We start from the raw sequence: 19,591 nt of genomic DNA on the forward strand, positions 1-19,591 counted from the left end.
GCTTATTTGCCATGGTCAGAAACTGTACAAGCAAATTGTAAATAAAAAAAAGAATCTCCAGCGTCGAGTGACTTTGGAGATTTTCAATATACCTCGTTATTGGGCGCTTACAAACATTTAATTGAGAATGGAAGATATATTGTTAAAATCTATATAAATTAAGCTTTGACATAGTTTCATAATAACATTAAATCTGTGAAAAAGTATTGATTGATAATAAATAAAGGTGTATGATGGAAAACGGATACATAATAAATGATATTAAATGAGGTGTTGTTGATGAGACGTGAAGTCCTTTTTCCTAAACTAAGTACTAAAACAGACCAAGGGGTAATTACAGAATGGTTACAGCCTGTTGATTCTCAAGTAAAAAAAGGAGAAGTACTTTATGAAGTTGAAACAGAAAAAGCGGTTCATGAAGTAGAAGCACCCTTTGATGGAAAAGTACTTGAAGTTAAGGTTGCTCCTGGTGATGAAGTCTTTGTTGATGATGTGTTAGCAGTTTTTGAAGTGGAGTGAATGCAATGGAACAACGAGTAAAACCAAAAATTCGTTTTAATCAAGAAGCAGTTGGTCAAATGAATGGTATGCTTCATGATTTGAAATTAAATACCGTTTGTGCAGAGGCGACTTGTCCTAATTTAGGCGAGTGCTTTAGTAGTGGTACAGCGACTTTTATGATTTTGGGTAAGCATTGTTCACGTAATTGTCGTTTTTGTGATGTGAGCTTTGGCCATATGGAAGAAGTGGATGAATTAGAACCAGAACATTTAGCACAAGCAACCAAACAAATGGGATTAAAACATGTGGTTATTACCAGTGTGGCACGTGATGATTTAACAGATGGTGGAGCGAGTCAATTTGTTAAATGTATTGAAGCTGTCCGGAAATATAATCCAGACACGACAGTTGAAGTCTTGATTCCTGATTTTCAAGGGGACCATGCAAGTTTAGATATGGTGATTGCGGCAAAACCTGAAATTATTAATCATAATATCGAAACTGTTGAACGAATTTCACCAAAAATTAGACACCGCGCAACTTATGAACGCTCATTAGAAGTTTTAGCCTATATTAAAGAGCAAGATCCTGAAATTTTTACAAAAACAGGAATTATGCTTGGTTTAGGTGAGACACAAGAAGAAGTAGCTCAAGCGATGGATGATTGTTTAAATGCGGATGTAGATTTCTTTACAATTGGGCAATATTTACAACCTTCTCCTAAGCATTTCAAGCTACATGAATATGTTTCAATGCATCAGTTTGGTGTCTACCGTCGCATGGGAATGAAAAAAGGGTTCAAATTCGTTGCCAGCTCGCCACAAGTTAGAAGTTCTTATAAAGCACACGAAGCATTAGCCGCTGGTGGAGCGAGCAAATGATTTTTATTGATGCCAATTATCAAGAAGCTGCCCAATATTTTGCCTTAGAAGAATTTTTATGTACGCAAAAGCAATTTGATGACGGTGTTTTTATGTTGTGGCAAACCCGTCCGACCGTAATGTTAGGAAACTTTCAAAATAGTTTTAATGAAATCCGTTTAGCTGAGATTGAAAAAAATCATGTCGACCTAGTGCGTCGTAATACTGGCGGTGGCACGATTTATACAGATGAAGGTAGTCTACAATATACTTTTGTTGTGAAGTCAGCAAGTGAAATGATTGATTTTAAAACCTATATGGATAAAATTATTGAAGCTTTGCATGTATTAGGGGTTGAAGTTGCATATAATAGTCGCAATGATTTAGCCATTAATGGGAAGAAAATTTCAGGAAATGCGCAATGTAATAAAGGGGAATATACCATTCACCATGGTTCGCTTTTATATGATATGGATTTTTCGAAAATGGCAAAGTATCTGAATCCACCAAAATATAAAATCGAATCAAAGGGTATTAAATCGGTGCGCGATCGTACAGGAAATATCAGTGATTGCCTATCTAAAAAATGGGATATTGCGACATTTAGGCAAAAATTAATTAATGAAATATTGAAAAAAGATTACCAGCCTTACCAATTGACTGTAAAAGAAGAACTGATAGTTGAACAGTTGGCCCAAGATAAATTTAGAAGTTGGGATTGGACCTTTGGAAAGAATCCTGCTTTTACGATGGTTAAAGCGAAAAAATTTCCAGCGGGTTTCCTGGAAGTTTCATTAAATATTCAGCATGGGATTATCCAAAATTGTGCATTTCATGGTGATTTCTTTAGTTATGGTGATTTGAATCATTTAGAGCAAGCTTTAGCAAATCAAACCTTTACCTACGAAACTGTCAAACAAATTTTGATTGAACAAAAAGCGGATCAACTCTTTTATCAAATAACCATTGAAGAAATATTAGCTTGTATATTTGAATAGCAAAAAGGCGCAAGTTGTTTTTATTCTTGCGCCTTTTTGTTCATTATATTATTCAACAGTTACTGATTTTGCTAAGTTACGAGGTTTATCTACATCGTATCCACGTTGAATGGTTGCGTTATAAGCTAATAACTGTGTAGGTACCACTGAAACTAAGCTAGTTAAGAATGGATGAACAGTTGGTAAAATGATTTGATCCGTTGGTTTAGCTAATTTTTCAGTTACAATCACTAAACTCTTAGCTCCACGACTTTCAACTTCTTTAATATTCCCGCGTGTATGTGAACCTGTTACTTCTTCAGTAATAATCGCCATTACTGGTGTACCTTCTTCGATTAAAGCAATTGTACCGTGTTTTAATTCACCAGCTGCAAAACCTTCAGCTTGCACATAGGAGATTTCTTTTAACTTTAAGGCTGCTTCCATTGAAACATAGTAGTCATTAGAACGTCCGATATAAAAGGCGTTACGTGTTGTTGCTAAAAACTCATCTGCTAAGTCTTTGATATGTTGTTTATCATTGATTAAACTATCCATCGCACTAGCAACAATTGATAATTCGTGGAATACATCAAAATCTTTGGCTGCTTGAAGTTGTTTATATTCGCCGACAGCTTTTGCTAAGATAGCCATCACAGCGATTTGCCCAGTATAAGCTTTTGTTGAAGCTACGGCAATTTCAGGTCCAGCATATAATAATAAAGTATATTTCGCTTCACGAGATAAAGTTGAGCCTGCCACGTTGGTAATCGTTAAAGCTGGGTGACCTAGTTTATTTGTGGTCACTAAGACTTGACGACTATCTGCTGTTTCACCACTTTGACTTAAATAAATAAAGAATGGTTTTTCAGATAATAATGGCATATCATAAGCAAATTCACTAGATAAATGAACTTCAACCGGGATATTGGTAAGTTTTTCAATTAATGATTTTGCACTCCAGCCGGCGTTATTACTTGTCCCGCAGGCAACGATATAGATACGGTCACTTTGCGCAAATTCTTTCACTAGGTTTTCATCAATATTTACTTGATGGTTTTCACCTTGGTATTCTTGTACAAGACGACGCATAACAGTTGGTTGTTCGTCGATTTCTTTTAACATATAGAAAGGATAAGTTCCTTTTTCAATATCTGTAATATCGACTTGGGTCTTAAAACTATCACGTACTACTTTTTGCCCATCTTGTTTTTCAATTGCTACTGAATCAGCAGTAACAGTAACCATTTCGCCGTCTTCAATTTCTACAAAAGTGTCTGTTTGGTCTAAAACAGCTAAAGCATCTGAACAGATTACATTAAAGCCATCGCCTAAACCAATTAATAAGGGACTTTTGTTTTTGGCAACGTAAATGGTTTCGCGGTCATTTTTATCGATTAAACCAAAAGCATAAGATCCTTTAATAATCCCTAAAGCTTTACGGAACGCTTCTTTAGTCGTTAAGTTGTCGCGGTTCTTTAATTCTTCCACTAGATGTACAGCAATTTCTGTATCGGTTTGACCTAAGAAAGTATGCTCGCTTAAGTAAGTTTGATGAATTTCTTCAAAGTTTTCGATAACGCCATTGTGTACAAGAACTAATTGACCAGATTGAGAAGTGTGAGGGTGGGCGTTGGCTTCAGTTGGCTCACCATGTGTTGCCCAACGTGTATGACCAATTCCGATATTCCCTGTCACTTCAGGTGTTAGTTTATCTTCTAAGTTTTTAATACGTCCTGGTGATTTTACAAGATAATCATGAGTTTCATCGCAAACAAATAAGCCGGCTGAATCATAACCACGATATTCTAAGCGATGTAAACCATTTAAGATGACGCGTTCTGCTTGATTTTTTCCTACAATTCCTACAATACCACACATAATTTAGAAACCTACCTTTGATTTTTTATTTATAATAAATTGGTATAGATGATTTTTGTTTTGTTTAGCTATTAACAAAAGCTAATGCAATCATAATTCAATCGAAAAAAATTGTCAACACTTTTTTAAATATTAAAATTGGTATAGATGTATGTGAGCTTTATTTTGTCTTATAATCAATCTGTGGTACAATAAGAAAAAACGCTTTAGATAAATAGCGAGAAAGGGAAAAATTGATGAAGACGATACGATTAAGAGATTTAAAAGAACGAATCAATCAATTATCTATCAAATATCAACTGACAGAGGATACACCGATATTTCTAGATACTGGCTGGGATAGTTTGCAAGAAATTGAAGCGGAGTTGATTCAAGTTGAAAGTATAGAACCATTTGAAATCGAGGATATAATCAGTGGTGAAAAATTTTCAGGTTTTAAGCAAGCTGTAGATACTGATCAAAAAGCAGTAATCATTAAACAAGAATTATAGAGGTGACTTATGAATAAAAGAAGATGGATTGCAGTATTAATTGCGATAGGTGTAGCATTGATTAGTTTAACTGGCATTGCAATCAATAGTGTCAATGACAGTCAAGAGGAAGCATTATCAAGTTTATTATCTAGTCAGGAAAGTTTAAAGGAAAGTATTATTACGCCAGGTGATAGTAGTCAAAAAATTGCTAAAATTACCATTGACGGGGTAATTGCTGATACACAAGATAATAATCTGTTCTCTAGTAGTGGCTATAATCATCAACAAACCTTAGAAATGGTTAAAAAGATTGATAATGATGATACTGTAAAAGCTGTACTATTAGAAGTGAACTCTCCAGGCGGTGGTGTGTATGAAAGTAGCGAATTAGCAAAAGCCTTGCAAAAATTACAAGCGCACCATAAACCAATCTATGTCAATATGAAAAATATGGCAGCAAGTGGCGGTTATTATATCTCAGCTGCGGCGGATAAGATTTATGCCAGTGAAGAGACAGTGACCGGTTCCATCGGGGTAATCATGTCCGGAATGAATTATGCCTCACTTTTGGATAAATTAGGGGTAAAAGATCAAACTTATAAGAGTGGTGCCTTAAAAGATATGGGTTCGTCAACCCGTGCCACCACACCTGAAGAAGCAAAAGTCATGCAAGAACACGTTGATCGTGCCTATAATCGCTTTGTTGATGTAGTAAGTAAAGGTCGTAAAATGGATATCGAAACGGTGAAAAAACTAGCGGATGGTCGTATTTATGATGGTTTACAAGCAAAGGAAAATGGCTTGGTCGATGAAATTGGTTTTGAAGAAGATTGCCTAGCTGATTTACAAAATAAATATGATTTAAAAGACGCGCAAGTCATTGAATATACAACCAATACGCCCAATTTCCTTGCTAGTTGGTTAAACCAAGCTAAAACGAATTTACTTAAGCCACAAGCGAGTACGGAAGACACAGTGAAGGCGATTGTTCAAGTGATTGGTACACCGCAAGCTCCTAAAGCGATGTATTATTATGGAGGGTAGGTGATACGATGTTTTTTAGTCAAACCAAAACCTTAAAAAACGTAGCTACTAACAAGAAACCAAAACATCCAAATCAGTATCCAGCTGATTACTATGCTGGATTTTGGATTCGTTTTTGGGCTTTCTTAGTAGATGTTTTTTTGATTGCTTGTATAAAAGGGTTAATCTTTACTTGGTTGGCGCGTTTCAATTTGCCGATGGAGAATCCTTATGTCAATTTTATAGGTGGTTCATGTATTTATCTTGCTTACTTCATTTTGTTAACTAAATACAATGATGGTCAGACGATTGGAAAAATGATCTTTGGCATTAAGGTGGTTAGTTTTACTGAAAAAGAGCTAACTTGGAGTACAATCTTAATCCGTGAAGGGGCAATGCGTTTTATTTTTAGTGTGAATCCCCTTTTCTTGTTAGGGTATCTTGTCTGCGCCTTTACACCGGATAAAACGCATATCGGCGACTTTTTTGCTCAGACCGGTGTCGTTACTTTAAAAATGATTCGGCAACCTAAAAAATATCATTTAGCCAAACAGGTGAAGTATGAACAAACAAATATTTAATCAAGATGAAGCTTTATTTGCAGCCTTTGAAGAAGCCAAACAAACGCGCAACTTCTTGCTTGCAGAACAGTTGGCACAAAAAATCTATCAAAAATATCCTTCATTAGATAATCATTATCGCCTAGTTGATTTATATCTCATGCAAGATTTTCAACAAAAAGCCTATGAAGTAGCATTGGAAGAACAAGACAATTATGAACGTTCAGCAAAGTATTTACCTCAATTTACGCAACTGACTATTATGAATTATGCATTCTTATATGCTCGGCGATTATTGTTACGCAACAATTTTCCAGATGATGCGTTAGATAGTCTGAACAAACAATTAACAAGTGCGGAAGAATTTTATGCAAGTATCTATGTCCATAAATTGCAAGAAAAATTTGTGCAATGGCAAGCGGCTCTTACAAATGTTCGGCCAATTTTTAACGATGAGTTTCAACTTTTGATTAGTCAATTGCCACTTGCTATTTTTCAAACAATTATCCAAGAGTTATTGCCCAACGCGCAGAATCCATTTCTGATTGCTAAAACATGTGAGCTTATGAATCAACTTGAGCTGTCGATGGATATCTATTTAAAAGATGTATTTACTGAGGAAAATATAAAGATAGCAAGCTCTGCGTTAACAGCACCGAATGAACAGCCTTTTATAAAAACATGTGAGCAAATCTTAGCACAAAGCTTGGCCAATGAAGATGCTGCACTGTATGAGATGTTACACGAGCATATGATGCAACAATTGACGTTGACTTATCCGTTTACACCACCTATTTCTGCAAAGGACTATATACGCTTGACCATTCAGCTTTATCAAACAGGGCAGATATCTAAAAAAGAAGATATGGCAACTATCAAGCAATTCCAAGTCACTCAGGAAAAATACCAAAAAATCATTCAAAACTTGCTTTAATCTCGAAAAATATTGAAAAAAACACGGAACTAAGATGAAAATGGTTTACAATTTTGCGTGGTTAGTGTAATATTTAAAGGTATGCATGAATCATATTCATCAAAAATGTAAAGATAAAATCGGAGGGAAATATATGACTGCAACATTTGAAAAAACAGCCACTAATGAAGGTGTGCTAACGTTTTCAATTCCTCAAGAAGAAATTCAACAAGGATTAACAATCGCATTTAACAAAGTAAAAGGGAATCTAAATGTACCTGGATTCCGTAAAGGAAAAGTGACTCGCCAAGTATTTAACCGTATGTTTGGTGAAGAAGCGCTTTATGAAGATGCTTTAAATGCTGTTTTACCAAAAGCTTACGATGCTGCTGTGGCTGAAGCTGGTTTAGACGTTGTTGCGCAACCAAAAATCGATGTAAAAAGCATGGAAAAAGGTCAAGATTGGGTAATCACTGCTGAAGTAACAGTAAAACCTGAAGTAAAATTAGGTGAATACAAAAACTTAACAGTTGCTAAACAAGAACGTGAAGTAACTGATGCTGACGTTGAAGAACGTTTAAATCAAAAACGTAATCAACAAGCTGAATTAGTAGTTGTTGAAGAACCAGCTAAAGAAGGTGACACAGTAGTTATCGACTTTGAAGGATTCAAAGACGGTGTTGCTTTTGAAGGCGGAAAAGGTGAAAACTACTCACTTGAATTAGGTTCAGGTTCATTCATTCCTGGTTTTGAAGATCAATTAGTTGGTGCTAAAGCTGGTGATGATGTGGAAGTGAAAGTAACATTCCCTGAAGATTACCAAGCTGAAGATTTAGCTGGCAAAGAAGCTATCTTCAAAGTAAAAGTACACGAAGTTAAAGAAAAAGAATTACCAGAATTAGATGACGAATTTGCTAAGGATGTCGACGATGAAGTTGAAACTTTAGACGAATTAAAAGCTAAAATCCGTGAAGAATTAACTACAACTAAAGCAAGCCAAGCGCAAGAAGCTGTTCATGATGAAGCATTACGTAAAGCTGTAGAAAATGCAGAAGTGGTTGAGTTACCACACGTTATGGTTCATGATGAAGTACATCGTGCAATGGATGAATTCTTAAACAATATGCAACGTCAAGGAATCTCTCCAGAAATGTACTATCAATTAACTAACTCTACTGAAGCTGACCTTCACAAACAATTCGAACAAGATGCTGAATTACGTGTGAAAACAAATCTTGTAATCGAAGCAATCGTGAAAGCTGAAAACTTAGAAGCTACAGAAGAAGAAATTGAAAAAGAAATCGCTGAATTAGCAGAAACTTACAATATGCCTGTAGATCAAGTAAAACGTTTATTAACTACTGATATGCTTTCACACGATATTACTATGAAGAAAGCTATTGATTTAGTAACTTCTACAGCTGTTGAAGCTTAATCATAAGACTCGTTAGGCGGAAAATACGGTAAGAGGGTTTATCAGTATTTTTCCGCCTTCTTCATGTGAATTTTAAGATTTATTTAAAACAGGTTTCTTTCATTCGCTTTTTTAAGTATATCAAGCATAATAGGATTATCTTTATTATTTGGGGGATCAAATGGTACAATCAGTTATCGATACGTTAAAACATGTCTTAAGTCCGGAAATCATTATCTTTATTATCTCGCTTTTACCAATTTTAGAATTACGTGGGGGCTTAATTGCAGCCTCATTACTTGGTGTTCCTTGGTTAAAAGCAAGTATAATTTGTGTAATCGCTAATTTTATTCCTATTCCTTTTATCATTTTATTTATTGAAAAGATTTTAGATTATCTTTCAGTAAAAGGTCCGATTAAAAAGTTTGCCAAAGCGATTACTGAAAAAGGACGACGTAAAGGAAAAGAGTTAACCGAAAAATATCCAAATAGTGTGTTGTTAGGGATTTACTTATTTGTTGCGATTCCTCTGCCAGGTACAGGTGCATGGACAGGTGCATTAATTGCTGCTCTTTTAGGTTTATCTCCTAAAAAATGTATTTTACCTATTGGCCTAGGAATTTTAACGGCTTGCTGTATTATGCTTAGTCTGACTTATCTATTGCCAGGAGTGTTTGGATTCTAATTTAAATATCGATAAATGGCTAAATGCTTTGAAATATAAGTACTCTTACTTTTTATTTCAAAGCATTTATGATAATATTTTTATATAGCCATTTAATGCTACATAGTTTTTAAAAGGGGTGTTGTAAATCCATGAGCGATAACCAACATAGTCACGATACGGTTCGTTGTTCATTTTGCGGAAAATCACAAGCAGAAGTACGCAAGATTGTAGCCGGACCAGGAGTATATATATGTAACGAGTGTGTCGAGTTATGTAAAGATATTATTGACGAAGATTTTTATGAAGAAGTGGTACGTGAATTTACGGATGTACCTAAACCAAAGGAAATCTTGGAAGTATTAAATGAGTATGTGATTGGCCAAGATTTTGCCAAACGTGCTTTATCGGTTGCTGTATACAATCATTATAAACGAATCAATGCGATGGAAAGTTATGATGATGAAGTGGAATTACAAAAGAGTAATATCTGTTTAATTGGACCAACTGGATCAGGTAAGACTTTCTTAGCGCAAACTTTAGCACGTACTATCGATGTGCCATTTGCAATTGCTGATGCGACAAGTCTAACAGAAGCTGGATACGTCGGTGAAGATGTAGAAAATATCTTGCTAAAATTATTACAAGCAGCTGACTTTAATGTTGAACGTGCCCAACGTGGGATTATCTATATTGATGAAATTGATAAAATTGCCAGAAAGAGTGAAAATGTCTCAATTACTCGTGATGTTTCTGGTGAAGGGGTACAACAAGCCTTGCTTAAAATTTTAGAGGGGACAGTTGCTTCTGTTCCTCCTCAAGGCGGTCGTAAACATCCCCATCAAGAAATGATTCAAATTGATACGACGAATATTTTGTTTATCGTTGGTGGTGCTTTTGATGGAATTGAAACAATTGTTAAAAATCGTATGGGTGAAAAGACGATTGGATTTGGTACTTCAAACAAGAAATTAAATGAAAATGAAAGTATCATGCAACATATTATTCCAGAAGATTTGCTGAAATTTGGTTTGATTCCAGAATTTATCGGACGTTTACCAGTTATGACAGCATTGGAAAAACTTACGGTGGATGATTTGGTTCGTATCTTAACTGAGCCAAAAAATGCCTTAGTGAAGCAATATCAAAAATTACTTGCACTGGATCATACAGAATTAGAATTCGAACATGAAGCGCTAGAAGCCATTGCCCAAAAAGCGATTGAACGTAATACAGGTGCGCGTGGCTTGCGTTCGATTATTGAAGGCATTATGCTTGATGTCATGTTTGAGATTCCTTCTGATGACACCATTGAAAAAGTGATTATCACCAAAGAAGCTGCTCTAGAAGAAGGAAAACCGAAAATCATTTATTCTGAACAAAAAGCTGGATAAATGGGCAATATGAGGTTGGCAAAATTGTCAGCCTCTATTTTTTAGAAATCTATTTTAGAAAGGGATGAAGGGATGAAAGTTCATTCAGCTGAAATTGTTATTAGTGCAGTGGCGCCCAAACAATATCCGGATACCAACCTGCCAGAAATCGCTTTGGCAGGACGTTCCAACGTGGGGAAGAGTTCATTTATTAATACGCTAATTGACCGCAAAAACTTAGCAAGAACTTCCTCTAAACCAGGGAAAACCCAGACGCTTAATTTTTATTTGATTGAAAATTGCTTGCATTTTGTCGATGTGCCAGGCTATGGGTATGCAAAAGTCTCAAAAACTGAACGAGCAAAATGGGGAAAAATGATTGAGACCTACTTAACACAACGAGAACAGTTAAGAGCGGTGGTATCATTAGTTGATATGCGTCATGAGCCAACACAAGATGATATTCAAATGTATCAATTTTTGAAGTATTATGAAATTCCAGTTATTGTAGTTGCGACAAAGGCCGATAAAATTCCTCGTGGCAAATGGAATAAACACGAAAGCATGATTAAAAAAGCGCTGGAATTTGAAAAAGAGGATACCTTTATTGTTTTTTCATCAGTGACGAAACAAGGGAAAGAAGAAGCTTGGCAGGCAATCGAAGCTTTGAGCGGTTTAAGTGAATAAGCAATTTAGAGTGTGGGAAATCCATGCTCTTTTTTTATTCGTCTCGATTTTCTTTCCCAATCGCTCCTTTCATTGCATTTCAAATGGTTTAATGGTTTGATTTATTCAACGAAATAATAAGGGGCAGAGCGTATGGACAAACAAACAGAGCTATATAGAATATAGCAAGATTTAGCGGATTTAGTTGCGGCTATTGGGGATGAAATACGTCAAGAGCTGATTTAAGCAATGTTTGAATTTCCTTGTGAGCAAGAAGGTGGTGCAATTACCGAAAAAACACATTTAAGTCGCCTACCGTATCAAATATTTAAAACGAGGAAGCCAATCCAATTTAGGCTTCCTCGTTTCGTTTATTTGTCTGCTTTTTCTTTTTTCTCAGTTTTAGGTTTAGGATTTAAGAAGCGTTCGATATCGACTTCTTCCTTCTTTTCTTTTAAATCATTTGGAAAAACAATAAATTCTTCTAACTTCTTTTCTAAAAAATCATCTTTTTGAAATTTTAAGCCCATTTTTCTCACCTCGACTCATTTCCTTTATTGTATCAAACCTTTTTGCAAAGTGCATCATTTTTTCCATAAAGTAATACGTAAAATCAAGGCATAAATTAGACAAAGAACAAGACTGATGCCGATAATCACTAACCAAGCATACGGTGAATCCTTAATCGGTAAAGTCACATTCATTCCAAAAAATCCAGTTACCGTAGCACTAATCGCTAAAAAGATGGAGAGCACAGTTAAAACGGCCATATGATCGTTTAAATTATTATTCAAAATATTATCATACGTACTATATAATTGTTGGATGATTTCGGAATTTAATTGTGTCATACTGGATAGTTGTTTGGCTTCGATTAAGGAATCAACATATTGTTCGCGTTCAATCTCATCAAATTGTTTATAGATGATTTGTCCTTTGATTTGCTCTAGTAAAATCGTATTTTGATTCGTTGCGGCGACAAGATAAATCATACCAGTCGCAATATCAGAAAGTGTTAATAAATCAGGCTTTGTAATCTTCTCGCGTAATTTGCGACTAACTTCCTCTTGTTTTTTGTCTAGAGCTTCAATATAAGGAAAATAAGATTCTGAAATTAAAAATAGACCGACAAATAAAAATTTCAGCACACTTATTTGATTGTTATAGGCTAAATACTTTTTCATCAAATCAATGATATATGCATTATCATCATTGTAAATGGTAAATAACTGCTGATTCTTTGCGATAAAAGTGATAGGAATTGTTTCATAGTGATTTTCTTCTTTGGTGCGTTTCAACACATTATAAATAATCGTAAAAGTATTGGTATCTGTTTGGTATTCCGTATGTGCACGTTCATATCGGTCGAGGGCATAGGTAATGGTTTCTTCATCTAAGCCTAGTGTTTGATAATCTGTCGTGTCATTTGTTAAAAAATCAGTGTGTAGGATAATCCAATGATAGTTTTTGCCAAATTCAATTGTTTCAATCATGGTTCTCACCTCGCATTTGAAAATTTCCTTCAATAATTTATCACTAGAATGCGACTTTGACAACTATTCATAAAAAAATTTTATTATTTATTTGACTGAAATTGAACTAGAATTGCTTGTTTTTGGAAGATTTCTGACTTAAAACCGTTTCCAATGTGATTATTTTTGAAGTTTTCTGCTCGAATGTGATTGATTTATTGAAATGAGTATGATACTATACATTCGTGGGAGGTGAGTGTAAATGCTTACAGATGAACGCCAACAAAGGATTCTATCCACTTTGGAAGAAAATGACATCATCACTATCGCTGAATTAATTGAACCTTTAGAAGCCTCTGAGTCAACTATTCGTCGTGATTTACAACATTTGGAGAATCAAGGACTCTTAATTCGGATACATGGTGGAGCAAAGAAAAAGCAACAATTGAATTTTGAAGCTAACATGATGGAAAAAGAAGCAAAATTCCATGATGAGAAACTAGCGATTGGACGTTATGCTGCGAATTTAATTAAACCAAAAGATGTCATTTATTTGGATGCTGGAACTTCTACGATGGCGATGATTCCTTTCATTGAGCCAGATTTAGGAATCAAAGTCGTCACGAATTCGGTTAAGCATGCAGCCTTGCTAGTTGAAAAAAATATCGAAACAGTCATTTTAGGTGGCACGATTAAATTATCGACTAATGCCATCACCGGATTTTCTACAGCAACCCAGTTACAGCAATTTCGTTTTAACAAAGCTTTCATGGGGATGAATGGGGCGCATCTAGAAAATGGCTTTACGACACCCGATCCAGAAGAAGCGATGATTAAGAAACTCGCAATTGCCCAAAGTCAGATGTCTTTTGTCTTACTGGATGGTTCGAAGTTTCAGCAAACAGCTTTTACGCATGTTGCTGATCTAGCTCAAGCAGAAATCATCACAAGTAAGGCACCAAAAGAAATTATGAAAAAAATGCAGTTGCAAACAAGAATTACGGAGGTTTCATCATGATTTACACAATGACTTTAAATCCATCCATTGACTATATCGTTCGTGTTGATGCACTAGAAATAGGTAGTGTGAACCGTATGAATAGCGATGCGAAATTCCCAGGTGGTAAAGGAATCAATGTATCACGTATTTTAAAACGTATTGATGCGAAGAGTACCGCTCTAGGTTTCTTAGGTGGATTTACTGGTAAATTTATCGAGGACTGCTTAAATGAAGAAGAGATTTCAACAGATTTCACAGCCATTCAATCAGATACTCGAATTAATATCAAATTGAAGGCAGGTGAAGAGACTGAAATCAATGGTCAGGGTCCTGTTTTAACTGATGAAGAAATTAGTCAACTAAAAGCTTCTTTAGCCAAAGTCCAAAAAGGGGATATCGTCGTATTAGCTGGTAGTTTACCTGCGGGATTGGCTCAAGGATTTTATCAAGAACTTATTGAAATTATTAAAGATAAAGAAGCTGATTTCGTCATTGATACGACAGGTGCAGACCTTTTAGCCGCACTTCCTAAAAAACCATTATTAGTGAAGCCAAACAATCATGAATTAGCTGAATTATACAATACAACATTCAGCGGATTGGATGACATCATTACTTATGGTAAGAAAATGTTAGCTGATGGTGCCCAAAACGTAATTATTTCAATGGCTGGCGATGGCGCTTTATTATTTACCCAACAAGGTGTCTATCAAACCAATGTCTTAAAACGTGAATTGAAAAACTCTGTAGGTGCAGGAGATTCAATGATTGCAGGTTTTATCGGCGAATATTCTAAAACGCAAGATCCCGTTGAAAGTTTCAGATGGGGCGTTGCTTGCGGAAGTGCTACTGCTTTTTCAGATGATTTAGCAACCGGTGAATTTATTCGAGAATTATTGCCTGAAGTAAAAATTACAAAATTATAATCTATAAAAATCAGGGGGATTAAAATGAAAATTACAGATTTATTGATTAAAGATGCAATGATCATGGATTTAAAAGCAACGACAAAACAAGCTGCGATTGATGAAATGGTCGAAAAATTATACCAAGTTGGCCGTATCTCTGATGTCAAGACTTTTAAAGATGGTATCTTAGCTCGTGAAGCCCAAACATCTACGGGTCTAGGCGATGGAATTGCAATGCCTCATGCGAAAAATACAGCGGTTAAAGAAGCAACTGTATTGTTTGCTAAAAGCCAAGCGGGTGTTGATTATGAAGCATTAGATGGTCAACCAACTTATCTATTCTTTATGATTGCGGCGCCAGATGGAGCAAATGACACACACTTACAAGCATTAGCCGCACTTTCACGTAAGCTAGTCGATGCTGATTTTGTTGCAAGTTTAAAACAAGCTTCTACACCAGATGAAGTACGTGCTTTATTTGTGGAAGAATCAGAAGAAAAACATGAAGCAAAAGCAAGCGGTGATCGTCCATTTATCGTTGCGGTGACAGCTTGTCCTACAGGTATCGCTCATACATACATGGCAGAAGATAAATTAAAGCAAACTGCTGAAAAAATGGGTGTTGATATCAAAGTTGAAACAAATGGTGCTTCTGGGGTTGCGAACCGTTTGACTGCTGATGAAATTGCTCGTGCGAAAGGGGTCATCATTGCAGCCGATAAATCAGTTGAAATGCCTCGTTTTGCTGGTAAACGTGTTTTAAGCCGTCCAGTAGCTGATGGTATCAAAAAATCAGAAGAATTAATTCAAATTATTTTAGATGAAAAAGCTGAAGTTTATCAATCAAATGGTGAAGGTGCTGTTGAAACTGCCAGTGATTCAAAACAAGGCTTAGGTGCTGCATTTTATAAACACTTAATGGCCGGTGTATCACAAATGCTTCCGTTCGTTATCGGCGGCGGTATTATGATTGCGATTGCCTTCTTACTTGATAACATCATGGGTGTGCCAAAAGATCAATTAAGTAATTTAGGTACTTATCATGAAATTTCATCTCTATTTAAAAATATTGGGGGCGTGGCATTTGGTTTCATGCTACCAATCTTAGCTGGATATATCGCATTTTCTATTGCTGAAAAACCAGGTTTAGTCGCAGGTTTCGTTGCTGGTTCAATCGCTTCAAGTGGTTTAGCTTGGGGTAAGGTACCATTTGCTGCTGGTGGTGAAAAAACCTTAGCTCTAGCAGGTGTGCCTTCTGGATTCTTAGGTGCATTAGTCGGTGGTTTCTTAGCTGGTGGTGTAATCTTAGTCTTAAGAAAACTATTAGCAGGTCTACCTCGTTCATTGGATGGTATTAAATCTATCCTATTATATCCATTATTTGGTGTATGTATCACTGGATTCTTAATGTTGTTTGTAAACATTCCAATGGCTGCTATCAACACAAGCTTAAACAACTTCCTTGAAGGTTTGTCAGGTGGTTCAGCTGTCTTGATGGGACTTGTCTTAGGTGGTATGATGGCTATCGATATGGGTGGTCCTTTCAACAAAGCGGCCTATGTCTTTGGTACTGGTACCTTAGCTGCTTCTGTGGCTACAGGTGGTTCAGTGATTATGGCGGCTGTTATGGCCGGTGGTATGGTTCCTCCAATTGCCGTATTTATCGCAACCTTATTATTCAAAGACAAATTTACAAAACAAGAACAAGAAGCTGGTTTATCAAATATCGTTATGGGTCTTTCATTCATTACAGAAGGTGCGATTCCGTTTGCGGCTGCTGACCCAATTCGCGCGATTCCAAGTTTCATGGCTGGTTCTGCAGTTGCCGGTGCTTTAGTTGGGTTGACTGGTATTAAACTAATGGCCCCACACGGTGGTATCTTCGTAATCTTGTTAGTATCTAAACCATTATTATACTTAGCGTTTATCTTAATCGGTGCAATCGTTTCAGGTTTATTATTCGGTGCATTGAAAAAGAAAGTCGACTAATGAATGTTTAGCCAAAAAATTTAAATATATTTCACCTTATGCCTAGCCTTTCCCTGCGCTAGGCATTTTTTTATTAACTGGTTTAGGTTGAGATGCTAATTTAAAGATAACAAAAATTAGGAGATGGAAAATGAAATTAATTGATAAAAAGGTTGTTGGGTTGCAAGTATTTTTATTTTTGTGTATGGGAAGTTTTGAAATTCTAACGCCATATGCAGAAGGGGTGATTATTAACCAATTCATTCATAAAGAGGCTAGCTTATTAATAAGGTCTATCGTGATTTTAGCGCTTCTTTTTTTAGCGCAGATGACTGTTTCTTTCTTTCAGTCAAAGATGAATTATTTTAAGATATCTCAATTAGTTATTGAGAAACAAAATCAATTCGCACAATCATATATTTCAAGGAAAACACTATTGATTTTGAAATATGATCAAAATTATTTACATCAGCGAGTAAGTGAAGATATTGAAAAAGTACTACAATTTGTATATATTTCGCTTCCGCAATTTATTTGTGGGCTAGCTTATTTGGCGATTACTCTGATTTTAATGAGTCGTATTAGTCTATACTTTTTAGCGATTTTTGTTGGATTGCTTATACTATATTTAGTCATTTATTATAAGGTTCAACCAAAAATGAATACGACTTTGTATGATGTAATGGATCAAGGAAATCGATTGTATGCATTACGGAATCAATTTTTTCAACGAATTTTAGAAATAAAAAGTAAAGGAAGTCAACAGCTAGAATTTCTTCGTTTGCATCATCAACAGCAATCATTGTCGAATTCTATGCTTAAACATTACTGGCTAAAATATTTTTTATCAACGGCCCAATTAGCGATTACACTTATTGCACAACTAGGATTTTTTGTGATTGGAGCTGGACTGATTTTTGCTGGTAGTTTATCTGTGGGCTTTTTTGTTGCAATCATGCAATATTTTATGAAGATGCTGTCCTATCTTGAGCAGATTATATCGTTCCAATTCATTTATCAAGAATACAAAATTGCTAAAGGTCGAATGAATGAAATACAAAACTTACCTGAAGATGATAAAGGACAGCAAGAGTTAAGTCAAATTGAGCAGATTCAATTATCTGATGTGAATATTATGATAAAAGAAGGGATGCTTTATAAACAACCGTTGACTTTAAATTTTGTTCCAGGTAATATTTATCAATTAGTTGGCGAAAATGGTGTGGGAAAATCGACGCTATTGTATACGTTGATAGGTGTTTATCAAGATATCTTTCAAGGACGTATAAGTTATAATGGATATTCAATCAGTGAAGTAAATACAACATTACTTCGTGAAAAGGAAATATCTATGATGCTTCAAAATGAGCAAAATCAGGAGATTACTGTGGGAGAATTTCTAACAATGTATTTGTCGATGGAAGATCTTGAAAAAATATTATGCGAACCTGAATATCAATCATTATTACTTGCTGCACAATTTTCAATACGGGATTTACTTTCAGTTAGATTAAGTGAACTTTCAGGGGGGCAAAGACAGCTTTTACAATTCTTAGTTGCAGTAACTAAACCAGGTACATCTTTACTTATTTTAGATGAACCGTTTTCGAATATGCATGACACTTTGGATAAATCTATAGCTAAAATACTTAATAAAATTAAAGTGAATAAGATAATATTATTAGTAACACATAAAACTACTGTTGAAATAGATTTACAAAAATTGTCGATATAGGTAGTTTAAAAAAAATTATATAATTATTTTGAGAGAGTTATTGCAGACTCTCTTTTTATCTTGTTTTTAACCTAGAGACAAAGTCTGCAAATGAATAGCATTATGAAAATATGAAAGTAATAGGTGAGTATGTAAACTTTGTCAACTATATTAAACAGAGCAACAAGGAGAAAAATGAAACTAAAATTATAAAACAATGAGATTGTCTGAAGGGTTATTTTGTTAAATATGTAGTAAATTTATAACTTTTGTATTAAACAAAAATAGATAGTCGTAATCATAAGAAATAGATTTCCGGTATAATATCTTTATAATACATGTATTTTTATTAATGGTTATTTTTTGGTAGTTTTTTAAAATAATAAGTTAGTTATTTTAAGAAGATTATCTTTTTGTTTAGAAATTTATTGTTTAAAATGATAATATTAGAAAATAGAAAAACAAAGTAAAATTTTCCGAAATAATGTTTTAAATTTAGTTATTTAATGAGAAAATACCTAATAAGCAAAATATCTAGATCAAGAGAATTAAAGGTGTCAGATGGTTTAAGCGAGATGCACATTATTAAAGCTCTTGGTTAAATTGAAAAAATTTGTATTAGGGGGAAGCGATGAGAAAAAGAATCTACAAACGAGAAAAATTCATAGACTCTGCTTATCGAATGGTAATACGATATGGATTTGAAAATTTAACTGTCAAACGTCTTGCAACTTATATGCAAATCTCTACACAACCAATTTACAATCAGTTCAAAAATTTTCAAGAATTAAAAGATGAAGTTGTCTATTATCTATTTCATGAGGCTATTAAAAGTACAGAAAAAAAGTTTAATGATGATCGTCATTTAGTATATTTTCCAATCAAAATAGTCAAATATTATTGTGAAAATCCGCAAAAATATTATTTAAGTTGGCAAGATACTATGGGCAATCCTAAATTAATGTATCAGTTGTATGAAACATTTTTTTTAAAATATTTATTTATAGGCGAGTATTTTAATGACAAAGTTGAATTTGAAAAGAAAGAAATATTTTCAAAATTAGCAATTTCGATGCTAGGATTAATTGAAAAAGCTAAAATAGATGAATACTTAACCGAGAAAAACATAGAGGCTATCTGGAAAGATATAGTGAAAAAGTATTGTTAAAACTTTAATATTGTTTTAGTGAAAAATTATATACTAATAATAACCGTTTATTTTGA

At 34.7% G+C, this 19,591-nt stretch carries 19 protein-coding genes; 16 read left to right on the forward strand and 3 right to left on the reverse strand.

What is annotated here, in order from left to right; genetic code table 11:
* The first annotated feature begins 279 nt into the window (after positions 1-279).
* From ACTQZM_RS05580 to ACTQZM_RS05590, 3 genes are read left to right on the forward strand one after another with little or no spacing between them, the layout of a single operon-like run.
* Positions 280-519: a biotin/lipoyl-containing protein gene (locus tag ACTQZM_RS05580; protein WP_243170371.1), complete on the forward strand. Its 240-nt coding sequence runs from the start codon at positions 280-282 to the stop codon at positions 517-519.
* A gap of 5 nt (positions 520-524) precedes the next feature.
* Complete coding sequence (gene lipA, locus ACTQZM_RS05585; RefSeq protein WP_441653142.1) at positions 525-1,382, forward strand: lipoyl synthase; 858 nt, start codon at positions 525-527, stop codon at positions 1,380-1,382.
* Entirely contained in the window at positions 1,379-2,359 is a 981-nt protein-coding gene (locus tag ACTQZM_RS05590) for a lipoate--protein ligase (RefSeq protein ID WP_441653143.1), read from the forward strand. The genes lipA and ACTQZM_RS05590 overlap by 4 nt, the downstream gene beginning before the upstream one ends.
* Before the next feature lie 48 nt (positions 2,360-2,407).
* On the opposite strand, the gene glmS is transcribed toward ACTQZM_RS05590, so the two are convergent.
* Complete coding sequence (gene glmS, locus ACTQZM_RS05595) at positions 2,408-4,219, reverse strand: glutamine--fructose-6-phosphate transaminase (isomerizing) (protein ID WP_248625418.1); 1,812 nt, start codon at positions 4,217-4,219, stop codon at positions 2,408-2,410.
* Positions 4,220-4,455: 236 nt separating this feature from the next.
* Here glmS and ACTQZM_RS05600 point away from each other — a divergent pair, with 236 nt between their 5' ends.
* The 8 genes from ACTQZM_RS05600 to yihA all read left to right on the forward strand — a co-directional run bounded on the left by ACTQZM_RS05600 (position 4,456) and on the right by yihA (position 11,326).
* Positions 4,456-4,710, forward strand: coding sequence for a hypothetical protein (locus ACTQZM_RS05600; RefSeq protein WP_016251967.1), 255 nt, complete (start codon positions 4,456-4,458; stop codon positions 4,708-4,710).
* A gap of 9 nt (positions 4,711-4,719) precedes the next feature.
* Positions 4,720-5,736 (forward strand): S49 family peptidase, encoded by a 1,017-nt coding sequence (sppA, locus tag ACTQZM_RS05605; protein WP_441653144.1) that lies wholly within the window; start codon positions 4,720-4,722, stop codon positions 5,734-5,736.
* 8 nt (positions 5,737-5,744) lie between these two features.
* Positions 5,745-6,296, forward strand: a complete 552-nt coding sequence (locus tag ACTQZM_RS05610; protein WP_441653145.1) for an RDD family protein — start codon at positions 5,745-5,747, stop codon at positions 6,294-6,296.
* Positions 6,277-7,209: an ABC transporter substrate-binding protein gene (locus ACTQZM_RS05615; protein ID WP_441653146.1), complete on the forward strand. Its 933-nt coding sequence runs from the start codon at positions 6,277-6,279 to the stop codon at positions 7,207-7,209. Before ACTQZM_RS05610 ends, ACTQZM_RS05615 begins: the two co-directional genes overlap by 20 nt.
* A 133-nt stretch (positions 7,210-7,342) precedes the next feature.
* Positions 7,343-8,623, forward strand: a complete 1,281-nt coding sequence (gene tig, locus ACTQZM_RS05620; RefSeq protein ID WP_171336441.1) for a trigger factor — start codon at positions 7,343-7,345, stop codon at positions 8,621-8,623.
* 160 nt (positions 8,624-8,783) lie between these two features.
* On the forward strand, positions 8,784-9,287 hold the full coding sequence (locus ACTQZM_RS05625) for a COG2426 family protein (RefSeq protein WP_243170355.1): 504 nt from the start codon (positions 8,784-8,786) through the stop codon (positions 9,285-9,287).
* Between the two features lie 131 nt (positions 9,288-9,418).
* A complete protein-coding gene (gene clpX, locus ACTQZM_RS05630) occupies positions 9,419-10,660 on the forward strand; it encodes an ATP-dependent Clp protease ATP-binding subunit ClpX (protein WP_248625407.1) in 1,242 nt (413 codons plus the stop codon).
* A 72-nt stretch (positions 10,661-10,732) separates the two neighbouring features.
* On the forward strand, positions 10,733-11,326 hold the full coding sequence (yihA, locus tag ACTQZM_RS05635; RefSeq protein WP_113784383.1) for a ribosome biogenesis GTP-binding protein YihA/YsxC: 594 nt from the start codon (positions 10,733-10,735) through the stop codon (positions 11,324-11,326).
* A 350-nt stretch (positions 11,327-11,676) separates the two neighbouring features.
* Here the strand turns inward: yihA and ACTQZM_RS05640 are convergent, their stop codons facing one another.
* Positions 11,677-11,835, reverse strand: coding sequence for an SPJ_0845 family protein (locus tag ACTQZM_RS05640; RefSeq protein WP_204210162.1), 159 nt, complete (start codon positions 11,833-11,835; stop codon positions 11,677-11,679).
* Positions 11,836-11,889: 54 nt separating this feature from the next.
* The gene (locus tag ACTQZM_RS05645) at positions 11,890-12,798 is read right to left on the reverse strand and encodes a magnesium transporter CorA family protein (RefSeq protein WP_441653147.1); all 909 of its coding nucleotides are present in this window, start codon (positions 12,796-12,798) and stop codon (positions 11,890-11,892) included.
* Between the two features lie 241 nt (positions 12,799-13,039).
* Here ACTQZM_RS05645 and ACTQZM_RS05650 point away from each other — a divergent pair, with 241 nt between their 5' ends.
* The 5 genes from ACTQZM_RS05650 to ACTQZM_RS05670 all read left to right on the forward strand — a co-directional run bounded on the left by ACTQZM_RS05650 (position 13,040) and on the right by ACTQZM_RS05670 (position 19,535).
* On the forward strand, positions 13,040-13,795 hold the full coding sequence (locus ACTQZM_RS05650; RefSeq protein WP_441653148.1) for a DeoR/GlpR family DNA-binding transcription regulator: 756 nt from the start codon (positions 13,040-13,042) through the stop codon (positions 13,793-13,795).
* Positions 13,792-14,703 (forward strand): 1-phosphofructokinase, encoded by a 912-nt coding sequence (gene pfkB, locus ACTQZM_RS05655; RefSeq protein WP_441653149.1) that lies wholly within the window; start codon positions 13,792-13,794, stop codon positions 14,701-14,703. The genes ACTQZM_RS05650 and pfkB overlap by 4 nt, the downstream gene beginning before the upstream one ends.
* A gap of 24 nt (positions 14,704-14,727) precedes the next feature.
* The gene (locus tag ACTQZM_RS05660; protein ID WP_441653150.1) at positions 14,728-16,674 is read left to right on the forward strand and encodes a PTS fructose transporter subunit IIABC; all 1,947 of its coding nucleotides are present in this window, start codon (positions 14,728-14,730) and stop codon (positions 16,672-16,674) included.
* A 130-nt stretch (positions 16,675-16,804) separates the two neighbouring features.
* The gene (locus ACTQZM_RS05665; protein WP_441653151.1) at positions 16,805-18,388 is read left to right on the forward strand and encodes an ATP-binding cassette domain-containing protein; all 1,584 of its coding nucleotides are present in this window, start codon (positions 16,805-16,807) and stop codon (positions 18,386-18,388) included.
* A gap of 610 nt (positions 18,389-18,998) precedes the next feature.
* The gene (locus ACTQZM_RS05670; protein WP_441653152.1) at positions 18,999-19,535 is read left to right on the forward strand and encodes a TetR/AcrR family transcriptional regulator; all 537 of its coding nucleotides are present in this window, start codon (positions 18,999-19,001) and stop codon (positions 19,533-19,535) included.
* Positions 19,536-19,591: the final 56 nt, after the last annotated feature.

The organism is Enterococcus cecorum, from assembly GCF_052119425.1.
Taxonomy (GTDB): Bacteria; Bacillota; Bacilli; order Lactobacillales; family Enterococcaceae; genus Enterococcus_E; species Enterococcus_E cecorum_C.

Excerpts from the sequence above, each read along its gene's own strand:
- ACTQZM_RS05580 (WP_243170371.1), top strand. The coding sequence starts at position 280 with ATGAGACGTGAAGTCCTTTTTCCTAAACTAAGTACTAAAACAGACCAA.
- lipA (WP_441653142.1), top strand. The coding sequence starts at position 525 with ATGGAACAACGAGTAAAACCAAAAATTCGTTTTAATCAAGAAGCAGTT.
- ACTQZM_RS05590 (WP_441653143.1), top strand. The coding sequence starts at position 1,379 with ATGATTTTTATTGATGCCAATTATCAAGAAGCTGCCCAATATTTTGCC.
- glmS (WP_248625418.1), bottom strand. The coding sequence starts at position 4,219 with ATGTGTGGTATTGTAGGAATTGTAGGAAAAAATCAAGCAGAACGCGTC.
- ACTQZM_RS05600 (WP_016251967.1), top strand. The coding sequence starts at position 4,456 with ATGAAGACGATACGATTAAGAGATTTAAAAGAACGAATCAATCAATTA.
- sppA (WP_441653144.1), top strand. The coding sequence starts at position 4,720 with ATGAATAAAAGAAGATGGATTGCAGTATTAATTGCGATAGGTGTAGCA.
- ACTQZM_RS05610 (WP_441653145.1), top strand. The coding sequence starts at position 5,745 with ATGTTTTTTAGTCAAACCAAAACCTTAAAAAACGTAGCTACTAACAAG.
- ACTQZM_RS05615 (WP_441653146.1), top strand. The coding sequence starts at position 6,277 with ATGAACAAACAAATATTTAATCAAGATGAAGCTTTATTTGCAGCCTTT.
- tig (WP_171336441.1), top strand. The coding sequence starts at position 7,343 with ATGACTGCAACATTTGAAAAAACAGCCACTAATGAAGGTGTGCTAACG.
- ACTQZM_RS05625 (WP_243170355.1), top strand. The coding sequence starts at position 8,784 with ATGGTACAATCAGTTATCGATACGTTAAAACATGTCTTAAGTCCGGAA.
- clpX (WP_248625407.1), top strand. The coding sequence starts at position 9,419 with ATGAGCGATAACCAACATAGTCACGATACGGTTCGTTGTTCATTTTGC.
- yihA (WP_113784383.1), top strand. The coding sequence starts at position 10,733 with ATGAAAGTTCATTCAGCTGAAATTGTTATTAGTGCAGTGGCGCCCAAA.
- ACTQZM_RS05640 (WP_204210162.1), bottom strand. The coding sequence starts at position 11,835 with ATGGGCTTAAAATTTCAAAAAGATGATTTTTTAGAAAAGAAGTTAGAA.
- ACTQZM_RS05645 (WP_441653147.1), bottom strand. The coding sequence starts at position 12,798 with ATGATTGAAACAATTGAATTTGGCAAAAACTATCATTGGATTATCCTA.
- ACTQZM_RS05650 (WP_441653148.1), top strand. The coding sequence starts at position 13,040 with ATGCTTACAGATGAACGCCAACAAAGGATTCTATCCACTTTGGAAGAA.
- pfkB (WP_441653149.1), top strand. The coding sequence starts at position 13,792 with ATGATTTACACAATGACTTTAAATCCATCCATTGACTATATCGTTCGT.
- ACTQZM_RS05660 (WP_441653150.1), top strand. The coding sequence starts at position 14,728 with ATGAAAATTACAGATTTATTGATTAAAGATGCAATGATCATGGATTTA.
- ACTQZM_RS05665 (WP_441653151.1), top strand. The coding sequence starts at position 16,805 with ATGAAATTAATTGATAAAAAGGTTGTTGGGTTGCAAGTATTTTTATTT.
- ACTQZM_RS05670 (WP_441653152.1), top strand. The coding sequence starts at position 18,999 with ATGAGAAAAAGAATCTACAAACGAGAAAAATTCATAGACTCTGCTTAT.